Source organism: Flavobacterium sp. IB48 (assembly GCF_016405855.1).
GTDB lineage: Bacteria > Bacteroidota > Bacteroidia > Flavobacteriales > Flavobacteriaceae > Flavobacterium > Flavobacterium ginsengisoli.
On record NZ_JAEFCA010000002.1, the window covers coordinates 255,771 to 272,961 of the forward strand.

General features: G+C 34.8%; 20 protein-coding genes and 1 tRNA gene. 1 reads left to right on the forward strand and 20 read right to left on the reverse strand.

Translation table 11 applies throughout. The features are described 5' to 3' along the window. The first annotated feature begins 26 nt into the window (after positions 1–26). Positions 27–100 (forward strand) — tRNA-Arg (locus JC605_RS08295). Here JC605_RS08295 and JC605_RS08300 read toward each other — a convergent pair. The 20 genes from JC605_RS08300 to JC605_RS08395 form a co-directional block, all read right to left on the reverse strand. Then, entirely contained in the window at positions 66–1,616 is a 1,551-nt protein-coding gene (locus JC605_RS08300; RefSeq protein WP_198855756.1) for a recombinase family protein, read from the reverse strand. The two genes, JC605_RS08295 and JC605_RS08300, sit on opposite strands and share 35 nt — an antisense overlap. After that, on the reverse strand, positions 1,613–1,777 hold the full coding sequence (locus JC605_RS08305; RefSeq protein ID WP_198855757.1) for a hypothetical protein: 165 nt from the start codon (positions 1,775–1,777) through the stop codon (positions 1,613–1,615). The genes JC605_RS08300 and JC605_RS08305 overlap by 4 nt, the downstream gene beginning before the upstream one ends. A 52-nt stretch (positions 1,778–1,829) precedes the next feature. Then, positions 1,830–2,114, reverse strand: coding sequence for a hypothetical protein (locus JC605_RS08310; protein ID WP_072953409.1), 285 nt, complete (start codon positions 2,112–2,114; stop codon positions 1,830–1,832). A gap of 5 nt (positions 2,115–2,119) precedes the next feature. Further along, the gene (locus JC605_RS08315; protein ID WP_084074392.1) at positions 2,120–3,262 is read right to left on the reverse strand and encodes a hypothetical protein; all 1,143 of its coding nucleotides are present in this window, start codon (positions 3,260–3,262) and stop codon (positions 2,120–2,122) included. Positions 3,263–3,301: 39 nt separating this feature from the next. Next, entirely contained in the window at positions 3,302–4,141 is an 840-nt protein-coding gene (gene traN / locus JC605_RS08320) for a conjugative transposon protein TraN (RefSeq protein WP_072953411.1), read from the reverse strand. Between the two features lie 14 nt (positions 4,142–4,155). Beyond that, the gene (gene traM / locus JC605_RS08325; RefSeq protein ID WP_072953413.1) at positions 4,156–5,445 is read right to left on the reverse strand and encodes a conjugative transposon protein TraM; all 1,290 of its coding nucleotides are present in this window, start codon (positions 5,443–5,445) and stop codon (positions 4,156–4,158) included. Between the two features lie 3 nt (positions 5,446–5,448). Then, the gene (locus JC605_RS08330; protein ID WP_072953414.1) at positions 5,449–5,715 is read right to left on the reverse strand and encodes a hypothetical protein; all 267 of its coding nucleotides are present in this window, start codon (positions 5,713–5,715) and stop codon (positions 5,449–5,451) included. A 3-nt stretch (positions 5,716–5,718) separates the two neighbouring features. Further along, on the reverse strand, positions 5,719–6,330 hold the full coding sequence (traK, locus tag JC605_RS08335; protein WP_233074059.1) for a conjugative transposon protein TraK: 612 nt from the start codon (positions 6,328–6,330) through the stop codon (positions 5,719–5,721). A 32-nt stretch (positions 6,331–6,362) separates the two neighbouring features. Beyond that, positions 6,363–7,562, reverse strand: a complete 1,200-nt coding sequence (traJ, locus tag JC605_RS08340) for a conjugative transposon protein TraJ (protein WP_072953419.1) — start codon at positions 7,560–7,562, stop codon at positions 6,363–6,365. 4 nt (positions 7,563–7,566) lie between these two features. Beyond that, entirely contained in the window at positions 7,567–8,202 is a 636-nt protein-coding gene (locus JC605_RS08345; RefSeq protein ID WP_072953421.1) for a hypothetical protein, read from the reverse strand. A gap of 11 nt (positions 8,203–8,213) precedes the next feature. After that, positions 8,214–8,828, reverse strand: a complete 615-nt coding sequence (locus JC605_RS08350; RefSeq protein WP_072953423.1) for a hypothetical protein — start codon at positions 8,826–8,828, stop codon at positions 8,214–8,216. A gap of 15 nt (positions 8,829–8,843) precedes the next feature. After that, positions 8,844–9,527 (reverse strand): conjugal transfer protein TraI, encoded by a 684-nt coding sequence (locus tag JC605_RS08355; RefSeq protein ID WP_198855758.1) that lies wholly within the window; start codon positions 9,525–9,527, stop codon positions 8,844–8,846. A gap of 11 nt (positions 9,528–9,538) precedes the next feature. After that, positions 9,539–12,007 carry a TraG family conjugative transposon ATPase gene (locus tag JC605_RS08360; RefSeq protein WP_198855759.1) on the reverse strand — a complete coding sequence of 823 codons (2,469 nt, stop codon included), beginning with the start codon at positions 12,005–12,007 and terminating at the stop codon, positions 9,539–9,541. 35 nt (positions 12,008–12,042) lie between these two features. Next, positions 12,043–12,354: a DUF4133 domain-containing protein gene (locus JC605_RS08365; RefSeq protein ID WP_072953429.1), complete on the reverse strand. Its 312-nt coding sequence runs from the start codon at positions 12,352–12,354 to the stop codon at positions 12,043–12,045. After that, a complete protein-coding gene (locus JC605_RS08370) occupies positions 12,354–12,692 on the reverse strand; it encodes a DUF4134 domain-containing protein (RefSeq protein WP_072953432.1) in 339 nt (112 codons plus the stop codon). The genes JC605_RS08365 and JC605_RS08370 overlap by 1 nt, the downstream gene beginning before the upstream one ends. 129 nt (positions 12,693–12,821) lie before the next feature. Next, positions 12,822–13,277 (reverse strand): hypothetical protein, encoded by a 456-nt coding sequence (locus tag JC605_RS08375; protein ID WP_123887301.1) that lies wholly within the window; start codon positions 13,275–13,277, stop codon positions 12,822–12,824. 233 nt (positions 13,278–13,510) lie between these two features. Beyond that, entirely contained in the window at positions 13,511–13,705 is a 195-nt protein-coding gene (locus tag JC605_RS23895) for a YqaE/Pmp3 family membrane protein (RefSeq protein ID WP_072953436.1), read from the reverse strand. A 95-nt stretch (positions 13,706–13,800) separates the two neighbouring features. After that, the gene (locus tag JC605_RS08385; protein ID WP_072953438.1) at positions 13,801–14,988 is read right to left on the reverse strand and encodes a hypothetical protein; all 1,188 of its coding nucleotides are present in this window, start codon (positions 14,986–14,988) and stop codon (positions 13,801–13,803) included. 36 nt (positions 14,989–15,024) lie between these two features. Next, a complete protein-coding gene (locus tag JC605_RS08390; RefSeq protein WP_072953439.1) occupies positions 15,025–15,912 on the reverse strand; it encodes an AraC family transcriptional regulator in 888 nt (295 codons plus the stop codon). Between the two features lie 307 nt (positions 15,913–16,219). Beyond that, positions 16,220–16,906: a hypothetical protein gene (locus tag JC605_RS08395; RefSeq protein ID WP_123887303.1), complete on the reverse strand. Its 687-nt coding sequence runs from the start codon at positions 16,904–16,906 to the stop codon at positions 16,220–16,222. Positions 16,907–17,191: the final 285 nt, after the last annotated feature.

Sequence of the window (17,191 nt, forward strand, 5' to 3'; positions counted from 1 at the left end):
AAAAAATAGCTAATTGATAACAAAAAGGCCTCGTGGCGCAACTGAATAGCGCATCTGATTACGGCTCAGAAGGTTACAGGTTTGAATCCTGTCGAGGTCACTCTACGGGACAAAAGATAAAAATCATCTTTTGTCCCATTTTTTTTATCTTCCAAATCCTTATTAATCAAGTAAATAGACTCCACAATTGAGTTGACTCTGGCGGTTTGTATTTTATTTTCTTGAATTGTAAAATTTTCGGGATAAACTAAACCAATTAGGCTGCGAGCCTCTGACAAATCCATGTCTACATATGCTTGGTTCATCTTAATTAAATTGTCAATTCCTTTATTTAAAAGCTCTTCGATACTATGTTTATCTTTTGTTACTGATGATAATTCTCTCTCAAGGTTTGTAATTCGTAAACCGTAGTCCTCTTTTATAAGCTTGTAATCATCTGGGTCAATTTTTGATGTTAGCAATAAATCTCTCGCATTGCTTAATCGTAATTCATAGTCCTTAATTTGTTCTAAAAGCCTTCTTTTCTGCTCACCTGCATTATCAGCTAGTTCCCGATGGGTTTCGTACAAAATTGAACTATAAAGCTTTCTAATTTCAGGGAATGTCTGATACTTTTTAAGATTTTCAACAAACATATTATTTGCTTTTTCAGAGTTTATTCTGAATTTACAGATAGCCTCGCAATGATAATAGTGATAGTGCTTGTGTCGCCCTTTGCATTTACTTCCCTGTAGTTTTTTCTGGCACTTTGGACAGATAAAAAACCCTCTTAGAGGAAAATCTATAACGGTTTTAATTTTAGGCCTATAAATACGTGTTCTGCCATCTAAAACATCCTGAACATTATAAAATAATCCCTCAGAAATAAGCGGTTCATGAAGTCCCTTAACCAACATGCTTTCTTCGTCCTTATATTTCGGAACAAAAATTTTACCGTAGTATATTGGATTTCGTATCAAGCCCCACATATTAGCTTTAGTTCTTTTAAATCCTCTCCTCTTAGCCATATGAAATATTTGTTCAGTATTGAAGATCCCCTTAGCAATCTCCTCAAATATCCAACGCATAACAGAAGCTTCGGGTTCAACCAATGCAATATATTTTGTGCCATCTTCTTTTGACTTATTGGCATATCCAAATGGTGCAGTACCCATATATCTTCCTTCTTTCTTTGCTCTTCTCATTCCATGAAAGGTATTAAGCGCCCTTCTATCGTTTTCAACTTCAGGAACTGCAAGATAAAAAGCAAGCATCATTTTATTTTCTGGAACTGATAAGTCAAGAGGCTGTTCAATTGCCTGAGGTTCCACTCCTAACTTTCTTAAAGTGCTTATCATTTGATATGCGTCACCCGCGTTTCTGCTGAAACGATCCCATTTTGTAAACAAGATAAGATCCGTCTTATTTTTTTCCTTTTTTAATTTAATTAAAATCTTATTCCACTGTGGTCTATTAAAAGTCTTAGCAGAATGATCCTCATAAATAACATTTCGAACCTCGATATAATTTATCGAGCAATATTTACGAAGAACTTCTTCTTGATTTCTTTGGGAATAACCTTTCTCAGCCTGCTCATCTGTGCTTACGCGTATGTATAAATCTGCAATAATACTCATGATTCTAAAAATTTAGATACAACCGCATGCGCGATTTTTCGTAAAAATAACAAAATTTCAGTTGCTTCCTCAATCGTAACATTCATACCCTCAGAGTTTAACATTTGCATTGCTTTCTCTGGAGTAATTTTTCCTCTATTAATTTCATCTTCATTATCCATTTCATTTCATTTAATAAAAAAAGCCCTTACTGGGCTTTTGATTCATTTTAGTTTAATCGAAAAAGTAAATTTTACTTCTAAAAGTCTTTTTTGATGACGGCTCATATTTCAAATAACCATACTCACTCAATTCTCGAATACATTTATGATATGTATAAGCTGATAATACTTTAGCAACTGGAGTGATTTCATATCTGTATGCTTCAATTGGATTTGCAAAACCATTACTGTTTCTGAATTGTAATAAAGCCGCAAAAATTGCTATATGCGTTGGACTGACACGAAAATCATTTTCGATCGCAGTAAAGAAATTATACAATGGCTTTAAGCTTTCCATAACTCTTATATTGAATGAGATTTACTTTTTTTACTGTTCTTTTTATTATCAGATTCCGACGAGTCTGAATCAGTATCAAGATTTTTTTTTTGTTCTTTTGAAACAGATTGATTTTCAAGTATTGATTTCTTCTCTTCTTTACTTTCACGGTGATTAATTCTCTGCATGTTTTCATCAAAAACTTTTACAGTCTTAAATTGTGGATTTGCTTCGATATACATCTTGCTTTCAGCGCCACCGACTACAAAAGTCACTGATTGAAGATTTCCTTTCTTAAGAGAATTCAGCAAATCCTCTTTATACTTGGGGGTTTCCAATTCCTTGATTGAGTGCTTAGCAACACTAGCTTCTAAGTCGTAGCCGTAATTTTGATGATAGTGATTAAATTTGAAGTTGCCGCCGTCATCACTATTTTTAAAGTCTATTTGAATCCAACAATTATAAAGTTCTCCGTCCTTATTTTTTAGATCTTTATTTACAGAACGGCCTTCCATTAAGTTGTAAGCCTCTTTGAGCGTAATATTACCACCGCTACCGTTAATATAAAAGGTTTGTTCTAAAGATTCTTTTGAATTTTCTTTTTGAAGATTTACATGATACGAATTAAAAAAATACATATCACTCTGATCTGACTTTTTAAAATTCAGGACCGTATTCATAGAATCTGAACCGTATACTCCTTCTCTCATAATCTTAAATTCCTTCTCACCCTGCATAATCTTTTCTTTCAGGACCTGATCGAACGTCTCTCCAAATCCAGTATATTTCAACTGGTCTTTCAGGTATTCTAAATTTTTCTGATTCATAATATTTATATTTAAGTTATTTTCTAACAATTCTTTTCTTTCCCTTTCCCGATTGGCAAATTCGGTAAGATCAAATGCCTCATTCTGCGAAATATCGATTCCGCTCTGCAGAACAACCCTTAAATCATTTATAAGTGACTCTGTAGTTACACTCTTAAAATAGTCTGCATCATTAGTCATAATAAAACAGTATTCTTGCGCGTCCCAAGTGTTTCTAAAAAACTCGATATTTTCAGCATCACAAATTCGATCCATTTCAAAGGCACTATAGACATAGCCCGCTTCTGCAAATTCCTCAGCCAAACTCAGCAGAATTTCAACATCATTTATATTTATTGTCATGATAGAATTATGGAATTTAAAGGCACTATTTCCTAATGCCTATAGTCGAATTATTTTATAAATCATGTTATTCCTAATATTAACTTCGAGCTGCCTGCCGCCGTTCTTTTCTATCAGCTGGATAGTAAGGTATTTTTTCTCCGGAATTGTAAACTTTGATAAAGCATAAACAGCGGTCATTTCTGATTTATCAGCAATAGCACTTGCATTATTTGTAGAATAAAGAGGAATTATTTCAATTTCCTGTGATGCTGTGCGTTTTGATTTTTTCTGATCACGAATAAAAAAGCGAAGCTGGTCAATCTCATAACCAATTTTTGAAGTATTTTCTAGTATGAGCCTGAAGTACATTATATCGTCATGAATAAAAATAGCATTGACAGTCATCTTCATCTCAAATTTTGATCGCTGAATTCCACTTATCTTTTTCTTCTTAGACAATGCTAGCCCAGCAAACTGTTCAATTTTCCTTTGGTTCTCGTTTTCCATTGAAAAGAGTATATCATCATTAACTACCGCCAGATTATCAGCACTTATATTTAAATCAGGACACTCTTCATCAAAGTTTAGTACAAATACATAAAGTCTGTTATCAGCTGTAACTACAGTAAGATTAGTCTGTGCGAAATTCTGTTTTCCTGCCTTAAGTAATAGAATATTTTCAACACCTTTAGCTTTCTGCATTAGAACATCTGCACTTCCTTTGTCCATGCTCTTAATAGGATAGGGAAAAACGATGCTAGTCGTTTTTGAATAAGCAATTTGAAGATTCTTAAGATTATCCGCATTATAGTTCGTTTTTCTACCAACTGACTGTGCAAATCCCGATACCGCCGTAATCAAAAAACACAGCAAGTAAATCCAATTTCTATTTTTCATTTTATATTTTTTAGTTATTTCAAATTCTTTTGTTTCTCATCATAAAGCAGTACCTGATAACCAGCTTTAACCACAACTTTTATCAGCTTAACCTTTTTACTCATAAGGCTTTTTGCCGCTTCAATGCCCATGCCTGCAGCCTGAGCGCCCCAGGAATCCGTAACTCCTGTCAATCCCAATGTTTGGATGGAACGATCTGCAGAAGCTTTCGCAACATCTCTGTTTATCGCGCCCGGAATATAAATTCCATCGATGCCGTCAATATCATACGCCGATAGTTCAACCGGAAAAATGGAGTTTCTATATTGGATATTATTGATTTTCACCTCAAGCCTTTCGCCTTTCAAAGATGCGGTCCCATACAGAAATGTATTTTTAGGAATTAATGTACCCTGCAGCATAACATCAACACGGAGCCGCAACTTTACAATAGATCCATTTACAATGGTCTGAGTTTCATGAATTACCGCCTCAATTGAATTGGGCTGGCTTTCAGATTCTAACGTTTCATCTACTCCATAGAATGAATTCCCTTTTAAATTGGTTGCAGTACCTATCTTCTGCTCTAGGGACGTTGTAATATTGATTTCTTTTTTTCTGTTAACACTATAAATTTTCCCTTTTCTATTGTCAGAAGACTGTTTTAATCTTTCCTCTACGCGGCTTGGATGTTGGATATCCAATATATTCTCAAGCATACCTCCAAGTTGTTGAAGTTCTGGGTCAGGCTCCTGAGCAGTTGCCATTGAAGACATCATCTGCTCTAAGGTTTTTATTTGTTTTGAAGTTTCATTTGATGCACCATAATTTTCAAATTCGCTCATGTCCTGACCATACCTATCATTGGTATTGGGTTTATTTATTATCTCTTGCAGCGCTTTTATTTTTTCATAGACCTTCTTTTCATTTCCCTGCTGAAGTGGGTCTGAATTTAACGCCGACCTTCCGTTTGGAAAAATCTTTCTTTCAAAATCTTCCTCATTAAATACCTGGTCAAACTCCGCAGTCTTATCACCATTTATGTAATTGGGATCTTTTTTTATCTGTTCCAGCAGTTTTAATGAGTCCGATGCAGCCTGATCATAATAGCTCATTTTATTAAGAGTGGAATCTTCCTTAAATTTTGGTATTGGAAGATTAAAATTGAAACCTTTTTTTTGATTATTTTCAGCAGTTTCCGCTTCTATACTGCCTCCACCCAAAATATAAAATAGAATAGTGATAAAAGGAAGTGTTATTAAAGGCAGAACAAGAAGCATTTTTCGCTTTTTTGATTCTTTAACTGATATTGTTTTTGTTTCCATAGTTCAATTATTTGTTTCATTAATTGGTTTTACCTTAGAAATTACAGATGTATTTTTAATTGAGGAAGTATCCCCTGAAACTACTGTACAGATATTATAAGTCAGATAACTAACTGCCAGAAACACAAACAGAATAAGAAAAATGATCAGTTTTGTCTTTGACAGACCAGCCGTAAGATTGGTCATTTGTTCAACCCACCATTTCTGAAGTTGCATATAATATTCTGGGTAGATGTAAGGCTCATCTCGTTTTTTAAAGATCGCTTTCATCGTTTATCGTTTTCTGTTTTCAACACCGATGTCTCTGTTTTCAATGGTTTCCCACCGTTCGATTAAAAAGCCGTGTGGATTATTATCACTTCTCGATACATTACGCAGACTTCCTTGGGTGATAAGGTTTCTTTTCAAAATACTGGTGGTTCTGATAATATTTTGCTTTGCATAACATTTAAAACGGTAAGGATATTCCTTGACTTCTATTGTAATACTGTCAATTCGGATGGTCTGGCTGATATTCCCCGAAATAATTCCGGAATAGAAACCATTTTCTTTCAAATCGTCATAAATCCTTTTTGCACTGTCATCAGCCAGGTAAAGCGCTTTTGTAATGTTTGTTTTAATTACTTTATCATCAGGATCAAGCGTGAAGAAAAACATATGAAATGTTTTGACATGATCCCTCGCTTCCACTGGCACATTATCTTTTCGATCCGAAGAATACGCTTCAAGGGCTTTTCCGTTGGCCAGAATATATACTTTGTCCTGCATCATTGCAACAGATTCAAAGCTCTTATACAGTGTGTAACAGCAAACAATGATGCACACCACAATTACCAGCATTGTAAATCCTCTAACATATCGAAATGCTGTATCTATATTTTTCATTTTAGTAAACATGAGCGGTTCTTTTAAGTTTATTATGAATTTCCTTTAAGCTTGTCGCTCATATAATTTCCTTTCTCCACAAAATAAGGACTGCTTCCAGCCGAAGATGACATACTTCTGGTCATTCTGGTATCAGCATCACCCATTGCATCGAGAACCATTCCAGCTCCCTGCGTTGTTCTGGTTACCATCGTGCTTGATGAACTTCCGAATAAACTTGTAACTTTTTGCCCTAAAGCGCCACCTCCTGCCGCATGTACAATATAATTAGCTACTGAGGGAACCGTAAAGTATCCTATAATGCCGATGATCATAAATATGAGGTAAGCCATATCGGTCCTGCTGAAAAAAGTATCTCCTGTGGACTGTACTTGAGAGAGATCAAGCTTTAGCATTAGCTCCTGAATCTTTCCAATGATACTGCCGAAAATATTGGCGACAGGAAGCCAGAGATAAATATTAATATATCGCGCCAGCCATACTGTAAGGGTATGCTGAAAGCCGTCAAAAACTGCAATTCCAAATACAAGTGGTCCAAGGATCGACAATACAACCAATTGAAATGTTCTGAGCGTATCGATGCAGAGTGCTGCCGCTTCAAAAAGTACCCTAAGTACCTCGCTCATCCATTCCTTAATAGAATTTCTAAAGTTGTAAGATGCTTTTTCCATCGCAAATTTTACATCGTTGCCAATTCCGGCCAGCATGCTCTCATCAGATGGATCTTCATCGTGTGTATATTTGTACCACTTGTCCCTGTCGCCGGTACCTGTAGCACCAACATACATTTTCCACGGATCGGTTTCCTTAATTGCTTTTTCCTTTTCTTTTAAAAGGACTGCAACAGCATTATTCGAACCCGAGACCATTGCAGCGGTAGCAGTTACAGTAGGTTTCATTACACCATTAATAAGGGAGAGGACTGACGGGAAAATCATAATGCAGAATCCGATTACAAAAGGCCTGAAAAGAGGATAAAAATCTATTGGATCCGCATTTGCAATATGGCGCCACACACGCGATGCTATATACCAGATAGCACCAAATCCTGCAATCCCCTGCCCTACAGCAATTAAATTACTGCATAAGGGCATCATCTCATCATAAAGCTGGTCTAATACCGAGTGCAGGCTCTGCATATCATCTCCCAGTCCCTGCGCCTTAACAGCGCATGGTATACACCATATAACAATTATAAAAAACAGATTTTTACAGGTTCTTAAAACATTCATTATTTTAGTTTTTTAATTCATGAAGTTCTTTAGTAGCATAAACATCCTTTGATTCTCTGATTCGTTGCAGCAGCAGTAAATTTGATGAGGCATTAAAATTTCTAAGGAAGGATAACTTATCCTGCATTTCCAGATAAACATTATCCACCGCAGTAAGTCTTTCGTCATCTGACATCCTAAGCTTGTCCGCTGTTATAACTATGGTCAGTTCATCCAGATTTCTCAGGCTCTGGTTTAGCAGATTTCCATACACTTTTTCAAAATAACCGAGTTCTTTCTGGCTGAAACTGCCGCTTTTTATAAACCGCTCCAATCCTTTTTTACTTTCCTTCACTAAAAGAACTTGCAGATTTACGATATCCCCTACCCTTTTATAATTCTTGACTGCAGGGCTGACCTGCATCAGGGCATCTAAAAAAGTTTTATGAAGGTTGAAATTTCCCTCTGACATATCTTTTACTGTCTTGTATCCTCTGGACAGCAGCTCATATCCTTTTTTCATATCACTTAAAATCTTTTTGAACTGGGAAAGTTTTTCGATATTCAAGATCAGCTGCTGGATTTCTGCTGATTGCGCTCCTGCCTTGTACGGCAGAAACAATGTCACTGCGATAACTACTGAAATGAATATTTTTTTCATGATTCTATATTTTATAGGTCATACATTTTACGCACTGTGGCTGCATCTTTTTTGATTTTTGCTTTTGATAAAGATAAAATCTCAGCCTCTTTACTGAATGAAACACAGAAATTATAATCATCCAGCATCGTCTTATGAAGTTCATCTATACGCTCTATGCGCTGGTCATCGGTGAGTTCAAGTTTTGAATCAGTTGTAAGGACTATAAGCTGGTCCAAAGTGTCGCCGCAGTTTTCAAGAAGCCGTTTAAAGGATCTCTCTATATAATCGAGTTCATTCCCATGCAATAGTTCAGCGGCCTTAAAACTGCTGGTGGTTTTTCTGCAGATTTTCATAATCTTAAACTGGATTGAAATAATTTCTGCAGTTTTATAATAGTTCTTCACTTTGGGATTAACTTTCAGAAGTGAGGCAAAATAATCTGCGTGAAGATTTACTTCTCCTTTCTTTACATCACCAATAAAATTCAGACCTTTCGAAACGGCAGAGTATCCCTTTTTTGCATAATCTATATAGACTTGAAGTGCTGCTATCTGGAGCAGTAGCTCCTTTCTTTGTTTTGCCTGAGCCTTCATTCCATTAGGAAAAATTAGCACAGCTGCTAATAATAAAATGATTTTTTTCATAATTATTTTGCTTAATTATGGAATTCCGTAAAATTGTTTTACCTGATTTACATCAGCCTCTGTTTTAGCTCTCTGAAGACTGAGCATTATATTCTGCTGGTTAAAAAGGATAAGGTCATCATAATTGGAGTCAATTTCATCGGCCGCTTTATTAATGATTTCAAGTCTTTTTAGATCACTCATTTGCGTAGTAAAAGAGTCTAAAATCAAAAATATCTGGTCAATATTTTTTATAGTTTCTTCCAAAATACCATCGTAAACACTTTTCATGTAGTGTATTTCGCTTTCTTTAAAATGAGAATCCTGCTGAAAAAGATTCCACGCCCTTTCATATTCCTGAACCAGTCTGGTCTGTTTCTTCGTGATCTCCTTTATTCTCTGGTAGTACGTAATTATTGTTTTTACCTTAGTAAGCTCATCATAATAACCTTTGTAGAGTTCTTTCTGTTTCTTTGTCCAGTCGGATATTTCATCGAGTTTTAATTTGGATAATACATTTTCAACTTTTTTCTGTGCATTCTGAAGCCAGATGGTTTTGTTCTGCAGTTTCTGAATCCTAAGGTCAATTGCTTTGATTACTTTCTTAGTTACTGCTTTTACAATTTCAAGTATCGGCAGTACAGCTGCTTTCTCTGCGGGTCTTGCCGGTGTACTTATTAGCAGAAGACAGATTATGCAGGTAATGATTTTTGTTTTCATTTCTCTAAAGTTTAATTGCCGTTTCTAATCTCATTTGCCAGTGCTGAAATTCCTTTTCTGATGTCGCCTCCGAACTTTGCAGCATACTGGTTTACTTTTACCTTCTCACTTTCTTCAGTTGTATAAGCCAGATACTCTTCAAGTGAAACTTCTGTGCGAAATACTTTTGAAGACATTCCTCCCAGAGAAATAAACACCTCTTTGTATTTCTTTGAGGGATCATTGGCTTTGTTTACCGATAATACCAGTGCTTTCTCCTTTTCCGTAAGCCCAAGAAGCTCTTGGATCTGGTCAAATTTGTTCTGGTATTTGCTTTGATCCAAAAGAATTTTGCAGTCACTATTATTGATAATCGCCTGCTTTACAACAGGCGATGAAATAATATCTTCCACTTCCTGAGTTACTACAATAGCCTCTCCAAAGAACTTTCTCACGGTCTTAAATAAATACTTAATATATTCTGCCATGCCTTCTTTTGCAATGGCTTTCCACGCCTCCTCAATTAAAATCATTTTGCGAATACCTTTCAGCTTTCTCATTTTGCTGATAAATACCTCCATAATTATGATTGTGACCACTGGAAAAAGTATCGGGTGATCTTTGATATTGTCCAGTTCAAATACAATAAAACGTTCTTTTAAAAGCTCCAGATTCTCTGTCGCATTGAGCAGATAATCAAACTCACCTCCTTTGTAGTAAGGTCTTAATACATAAAGAAAATTGGTAATGTCAAAATCTTTTTCCTTTACCTTATCACCCTCCAGAATCCTGACAAACTCATCTTTTAGGAAATCGTAGAAGCTGTCAAAACAGGGAAAGATTTCACTTTCTCTATCCAGTTTATCGTAGTATAACTGCAATGAATTGGAAAGCGCCACATACTCACTTCTATTAAATGTTTCATCATCTTTTTTCCACAGTGCTAAGAGAAGGGTTTTGATACTTTCTTTTTTCTCGGTGTCAAGACTATCCCCTTCTGAAATATAAAATGGATTAAAACGGATAGGGTTCTTCTCATCATAAGTGAAATAATATCCCTTCACCATATCGCATAATCCTTTATAGCTGTGGCCTACATCCACCAAAACTACATGTGTCCCTTGTTCATAATAACTTCTGACCATGTGGTTAGTGAAAAAGGATTTGCCGCTTCCAGAGGGTCCCAGAATAAATTTGTTCCGGTTGGTGCAGATTCCCATTTTGACCGGTTCATCACTGATATCCACATGAACGGGTTTTCCTGTCAATCGGTCTCCTAACCTGATTCCCATAGGGCTCAAAGAGGATCGATATCCCGTTTCCATATTTAAAAAACAGACTGCTTGTTCCGTGAAAGTGTCAAACGTATCATTCATTGGAAAATCAGCCGCATTACCAGGCATTCCCGCCCAGTATATCTGAGGTGCTCCCACTGTTTCCTGTTTGGCTGCCGCATCCATCTGGGCCAGGGCTGAGGAAACTTTGTTTTTTACTTCTTTCAGACTCTCCTCATTATGTGTCCATGCCAATACATTAAAATGCGCTTTTACAGGAAGTCTCTGCTGAGCAATGGCTTCATTCAAAAAATCATTTGTTGCATCACGGGCAATCATATTTTCCCTGCTGTAAGCCGATAGGGACTGCAGCCTGAGTCTTTTACTTTCCAGCTTCTGGATTGTCTTCTGAGAATCCTCGATAAAAATATACTGATTGTAAATGTGGTTACAAGATAAAAGCTGTCCGAGTGTTGAAGCAAAACCGATACTAAACTTTGTCTTATCGGTTGAATAACGGTCAAAATCAATTCTTGATCCGCAGAGTCCCGGTAGATCAGCCGCATCACCAATGGTAAAAAGCTGGCAGTGCTTGTCCCCTATTCTCAGTCCGTCTTTAAAAGAAACATCATTAAATATAAATTCATTTTTCTTCTCCGACAAAAAACAGTACTGCTCTATAAGCCCCTTTTTCCTACTCTGGCTTTTAAGCTCTTCTTTTTTCAACTGAGTCAGCTTTACAAATCCGCTATCCTCCAAAATTCTTTTGAACTGTCCTGCCGAATCCAGAAAATCCTGAAGTAACTGCGGTTTTAAAGTTTCCTCAGGCACTAGAGAATTTCTAATTAGCGTCGAAAACAAGGAACTGGAATTCTTTCTCCCTGCCGGCTTTTTAGTCAGCATAATATAACAGGTGTGATCTAAAAATGATCGTTCATTAAAGAATCTTTCACTGCTCCTGCTTAAAAAACTGGTGTCATCGTTTGTAAAATCAGCCTTGTAACCATTTTCCAAAAACCAATCCTGCTTATGAAAGACACAGAATTTCGGCAGAATCTTTACCGCTTTAATCCATGAATGATGAAAAGCCTCATACTCCTGATCAGACATTGTAAAAATCTCAGGAAGTTCCGCTTTAAATACTATTGTAACATCTCCTTGTTTTGATAAAATACAGTTGTGCTCAACATCCAGTATCGGTAAAATTTCCTCTATCATCTTATCCATTACACATTATTTTATATTTTAACGCTCTATAACTATCACATTATAAAAACACGCCTGCTGTTTACTTTGATATTCTTTGGGAGCTGTTTCTTTGCCAATGCTTTCATCATACCATGTTCACCGTAAGTATTGCTCATCTTATAGATCTTAACAACTAATATGGTTCCTGAAATTCCAACAAATCCAATACAGATTATGGATGGAATACCAATAATGTAGAGCACGGCGAAAACAATCATAAGGAATACAACCCCTCCGCCCAAATACCAGATGTACTGTGCTTTGAGCCCTTTAAATTCAATACTCTGATTGATTCCTTTGTTGATTTGGTAGACACTTACCGACATTATACCCCAAAAAAAGATTTGATAACAGTCGCCACCACTACTAAAAACACACAGCTGCCAAACCATGCAGCGGCTACTTTACCGGTATCAGGATCTCCGGCGTTCCACTTCTGATAAACTTTTACAGCTCCTATTAACCCGAGAATCGCGCCAACTGCATACATCAATTCTGTACCCGCATCAAAATAACTTCTAACCTTTTGATTAGCCTCATTTATTCCGGCTACTCCGTCTTGGGCAAATCCGTTTCCATTTATCAGCAATCCCATAAGAAAAGAAGCAGCTAGTACTTTTTTCTTCTCTAAAAAACTCTTTAATTTCCATCTCCACTTTTTCATCATCCATCATTTAAAGGTTATATTTTATAATATAACAGAGGAATACCGCCGTCACATCAGCTCTTCTCATTGTCACATTTTACCATACCGCACAAGCGCGGACGGGGAATATTCCTCTGTAAATTTTTATTAAATGGCCTCATCCCACAACCCATCCATTTCCGGGTAAGTAATAATCAGCTGTGGGTGCTTTTCGCATTCTGAGACCATAAGAGAATTGATTTTTTCTCGAAGAGAAGATTTCTTAACATATGGATATCCTTCAAGTATAAATCTTATATAGTTTTTGAATTCAGTTAACGAAAGATTGTTTTGACTCGACTCTGCAACTGCTTTTTCCAGTTTAGCAAAAAGCTCCCTGGCATCTTCCAGAGTATCGAACGGTTCTTTAAATTCTGAAAACATATCGTTACTCAGATTGTTCTCCATTTTGGAATAATTTTTAAACAGCTTAATTTTTTGCTTACCATTTAGCAATTCTTTGAGCGGACCAGAATAAAATTTAAGTATTATAAAAATGTACCAAAAAACTAATACTACGATAACTATAAGCGCATAGTTACTCCATGAAATATTTGAAAGCATAATCATTTTCATTTATCGTTATACATCAACTCTTGTAATAAATCTGCATAAGAGATTTTCCGATTTATTTACAGGTCAAAGGAACGATTACAAAGAAGCTTGTACAAGTACAACTTTTGTTGTACCTTTTTGTACCCCCAGTAAATACAGGGGTTATTGCTGAAAAAATACCCTGTAGAAATAATAAAATTTATTATTTCTACAGGGTATTCTATAACTGAAAAAGTTTTGTGCTACTTTCTCATAGCTTTAATTAATTTATTATTGCGTCTTTCCGCTCTCGAATTTTGCAGTGAAACAACCGCCCAAATCGCTGCAGGTATCCAGCCGATTAAAGTAATCTGCAAAATAAGGCACAACAGTGCAGTCAGAATCTTTCCTCTGAGAACAAAGGAAATACACGGAAAAAATATGGCTATTAAGGTCATGCTACTAAGGTTTTATAATGTGTCGTAAATAATAAAATTTGTTACTCAATTTATTGTTTTCTCAATTGAGAATTATTTCTTTTTAAAATCATTCACTAATATGAATTTATTTTTTTAATAAGCCTTTCCAGCGTTTGTACAGCTATATCCTTGTCACGTTCCTCTGCATTATATGATTTGCTTCTAACAGATTGATAAGAAAGCTCTCTCTTAAAAGGAGTTGATAAATAAGGAACGATCATCTTAAAAAAATGATTCATAGAACGTGCTTTAACTATTCTTGACTCATCAGCAGCTCTAAGTATCAAGGCAATCTGATCTGCAGATAAATCACATTCTAGTTTATTGTCTGTTGAGTCACCCGAAAACTTAATACTAGCAACGTCTTCCTGTTCAACTTTAAGTTCAATATCTAACTTTTTGTTCAAATAATTAATTTCTTGCACAAACCAGTTTTCTACTACATTTTTTATGTTACTCCTGTTGGGGTCAAATGACACTTTTTCGTTGGAATAAATTCTGTCAAATTCTTTTTGAAAGAAAAGCAATTTCGTAATGCGATGTGCTAAAGGTTCAGTTTCTAATTCACTATTTATTTGTTCAATAATATAGTCAACATACTCTGCGCTGTTAAAATTCTTCTCAATTAAGACTTTATCAATTTCTGAAAATATAATTTCGTCATTAATACATCCAATATTTTTAATCCCCTTCAGTAGCTCCTTTTGGTACAAAAGCTGACGATAAGTTATCTTTTTTCCTGAAAATGACTTCAAAAACTGGGATAAGTTTCTAATAATAATTTTCAAAATGATGCTGCTTTCCGAAGCTTTTGTTGAAAGTTTCCTTAATTTCATTTCAAGTTCATTTCTTGATAGCATCAAATAAGTAATCGGCACTCTTTCATCAAGGCTTAAATAACTAAGGAATCTATTTTCGACCAGTGACAGAATTTCTTCCAATTTAGACCGGAGTAGATTAAAGACAATCGACAATTCAGAAGTGTCCTGAAAAATTGTTTTCTGGTTTTCAATAACTGTATCGAGTAGATATACAATTGTCGAGTGATATTTTCGCACCTGCAGACGAACCTCTCTTTTTTTGCGCAGGAGAAAAATTTCCTTTTTCAACGCGTTTTGTATATTCTTTGATTCTTTTTCTATATGTTCTGAAATAATTATAAAGTCCTGCTTAGAAAATTTTTTAAGTAACGGATTATTTATATTTAATGTTTGTGTTATCAATGAGTCAAACCATTCTAGAGGATATATTTTGTTCATCATAGTATTGTTTAATTTAAAAAATTAATACAACGAAAACTAACGATGCTTGAATCTCTCGATAGAATTCGAACGATACTCAGTTGGGGTTAAAGATGTGTGATTTTTGAAAAAAAAGCTGAAGCTTGAAATACTGTGAAATTCTAATTCCTCAGAAATTTTACTTACACTTAGATGTGAGTCCTCTAGTAGGTTTTTGGCCTCGATAATAATTGTCTCTGCAATAAGTTCTTTTGCAGTTTTACCTGTTAGTTGTTTAACTATTTTATTTAAGTGTCCTGGGGTAACAAACATTATTCCAGCATAATAATTGACATAATGTTGTTTTTTTGAGTGAATTGATAATAAGGCTAGAAATTGAATCATCAAACTTTCTTTTCTTGAAAAGTTTAATGCTGAATCTGATGTATATTTTGAAAAAATTAGCTTCAATTCATATAGAAATAAATTAAAACTGATTCTTTGCAGTTCGTAATCAAAACCATTATTTTTTTTATCCTTGTTAACAAAATAAATGAGTCTGTATATCAGAGATAAAACCAAAAACTCTTTCTCTTCAAGAGGAAATCTTATCGAAGTATTTCTAATAAAGAAATAGAACGACTCAACAAGCTCTTTTTTCAGGCAGTTTTTGATTGCAAATTCGGATGAAAAAGAAATTAGATAAAATTGAAGCTTTTTTTGTATTTCAATCAGAGTGAAATTAGAGTTTTTAGGAATCACTAAGAGATCCCATGGACATAAATCTTGAATCCCCTCCATTAACTGAATTTTAAAGTTGCCTGATTTTATTAAAAGAATTGATAAATTTTTAGTGGTGAATGTTTCTTCACTAGCTGTTCTTACTATATATTTTTTTATAACATGAATATCCAATCCATCATGTGGCACTTCATTTAAATCAATATTAATTAAATCTTTAAGCATAAGCAGTTCGAGTTCGGAATTCAATAGATTAATACGTTGTATATTTACCGCTCATTTTTAAATGAGTTTTCCATCAGAATTATTGAAAGAAAGTACAAGTTCAAAAGACAGGTCAGAAATAATAAATAGGCTAATTTTCTAGGGTCTATAACTTTTCTGCCACCTTTAATTATGTAGCCAACTATTTCATCATAACCAAAAAGCGTTATGATGAAATAAAGGCTCACAAGATTAAATATGATCAACAGTGTATACAAAATAATTCTTGGTTTCATAAAATTGTTATAAATGTTAATCAAGAGGAAAGCTAAATTAAGTTCTGCAATAGCGCGATTATGGAAATAATCGATGCATCATTTGTCGAAAAGAATTTTCTTGCAGGTTTATTTCCTGCGGATAGATCCCAGTCTTTATCTTTCCGTTCAGCCTCAGAATATAAAGAATATCTGGAAATTGAAGTTATTGTCAGTATAGTTTCCGATTCATCCTCGTCAAAAGAGCTGCTGTCAATAATAGTTTCTTCGTATCCAACAATATAATTGTAGGATGTCGTAAAATCTAATTGTCTATGATTGATTAAACCTTGAAGGAAATTAATGAGAGTACCTTTTGCAGTACTTGTTAGCTGGCTATTCTGTACAATATTGATCATACAGTTATCGGGATCAGCCATTATTGATTCTACAATTGAGTCGTTAAATATAATTTTGCTTTTTTGAGTATTTTTCTTCTCAATATGCGATTTAAGATAGCGTATTTGCAAAGACATTTGATCTATTGAATTTGGAAATTGATTATTACTTTGATAATCTACCAGAACATCATAATATGCTTTTCCTTTGAAGTCAAAATAATTTCTTTGATTTTCTGGATTCATTTTGAGATTTGGTACTGTCTCATCAGAGTTTTCGATTAAAAGTGGATCGAAATCAGAATCATTAGAACACGATGCTAAAAGGCATAAAATTGCAGTAAGAAATAAAAAATTTTTCATGATAGGATTTGTTTGAAGGTTGAATGAGAATTTCTTCTCAGTCCATTTCATCCGGATAAGCAGAACTTTTTTCAGCACGATACTGAACATTTTGCTTTTGAATTCATGGCAAATCTATTCTGTTGAAAAATTTCCCGCAACTTGTTATGTATGGATTTTCCGAAAAGTATGTATGGATTTTCCGAAAATCCATACATACTTTTACGAATTTTAACACATTAAACTTCAATACTTTATATTATATTTGAGTTAAGATATTGTAAGATAATATCGCTATAGTAATTA

Excerpts from the sequence above, each read along its gene's own strand:
- JC605_RS08360 (WP_198855759.1), bottom strand. The coding sequence starts at position 12,007 with ATGGATAAGATGATAGAGGAAATTTTACCGATACTGGATGTTGAGCAC.
- traJ (WP_072953419.1), bottom strand. The coding sequence starts at position 7,562 with ATGAATGTTTTAAGAACCTGTAAAAATCTGTTTTTTATAATTGTTATA.
- JC605_RS08330 (WP_072953414.1), bottom strand. The coding sequence starts at position 5,715 with ATGAAAGCGATCTTTAAAAAACGAGATGAGCCTTACATCTACCCAGAA.
- traK (WP_233074059.1), bottom strand. The coding sequence starts at position 6,330 with ATGAAAAATATAGATACAGCATTTCGATATGTTAGAGGATTTACAATG.
- traN (WP_072953411.1), bottom strand. The coding sequence starts at position 4,141 with ATGAAAAATAGAAATTGGATTTACTTGCTGTGTTTTTTGATTACGGCG.
- JC605_RS08305 (WP_198855757.1), bottom strand. The coding sequence starts at position 1,777 with ATGGATAATGAAGATGAAATTAATAGAGGAAAAATTACTCCAGAGAAA.
- JC605_RS08345 (WP_072953421.1), bottom strand. The coding sequence starts at position 8,202 with ATGAAAAAAATATTCATTTCAGTAGTTATCGCAGTGACATTGTTTCTG.
- JC605_RS23895 (WP_072953436.1), bottom strand. The coding sequence starts at position 13,705 with ATGACCTTAATAGCCATATTTTTTCCGTGTATTTCCTTTGTTCTCAGA.
- JC605_RS08395 (WP_123887303.1), bottom strand. The coding sequence starts at position 16,906 with ATGAAAAATTTTTTATTTCTTACTGCAATTTTATGCCTTTTAGCATCG.
- JC605_RS08355 (WP_198855758.1), bottom strand. The coding sequence starts at position 9,527 with ATGAAAACAAAAATCATTACCTGCATAATCTGTCTTCTGCTAATAAGT.
- traM (WP_072953413.1), bottom strand. The coding sequence starts at position 5,445 with ATGGAAACAAAAACAATATCAGTTAAAGAATCAAAAAAGCGAAAAATG.
- JC605_RS08370 (WP_072953432.1), bottom strand. The coding sequence starts at position 12,692 with ATGAAAAAGTGGAGATGGAAATTAAAGAGTTTTTTAGAGAAGAAAAAA.
- JC605_RS08350 (WP_072953423.1), bottom strand. The coding sequence starts at position 8,828 with ATGAAAAAAATCATTTTATTATTAGCAGCTGTGCTAATTTTTCCTAAT.
- JC605_RS08365 (WP_072953429.1), bottom strand. The coding sequence starts at position 12,354 with ATGTCGGTAAGTGTCTACCAAATCAACAAAGGAATCAATCAGAGTATT.
- JC605_RS08375 (WP_123887301.1), bottom strand. The coding sequence starts at position 13,277 with ATGCTTTCAAATATTTCATGGAGTAACTATGCGCTTATAGTTATCGTA.
- JC605_RS08315 (WP_084074392.1), bottom strand. The coding sequence starts at position 3,262 with ATGACAATAAATATAAATGATGTTGAAATTCTGCTGAGTTTGGCTGAG.
- JC605_RS08300 (WP_198855756.1), bottom strand. The coding sequence starts at position 1,616 with ATGAGTATTATTGCAGATTTATACATACGCGTAAGCACAGATGAGCAG.
- JC605_RS08385 (WP_072953438.1), bottom strand. The coding sequence starts at position 14,988 with ATGATGAACAAAATATATCCTCTAGAATGGTTTGACTCATTGATAACA.
- JC605_RS08310 (WP_072953409.1), bottom strand. The coding sequence starts at position 2,114 with ATGGAAAGCTTAAAGCCATTGTATAATTTCTTTACTGCGATCGAAAAT.
- JC605_RS08390 (WP_072953439.1), bottom strand. The coding sequence starts at position 15,912 with ATGCTTAAAGATTTAATTAATATTGATTTAAATGAAGTGCCACATGAT.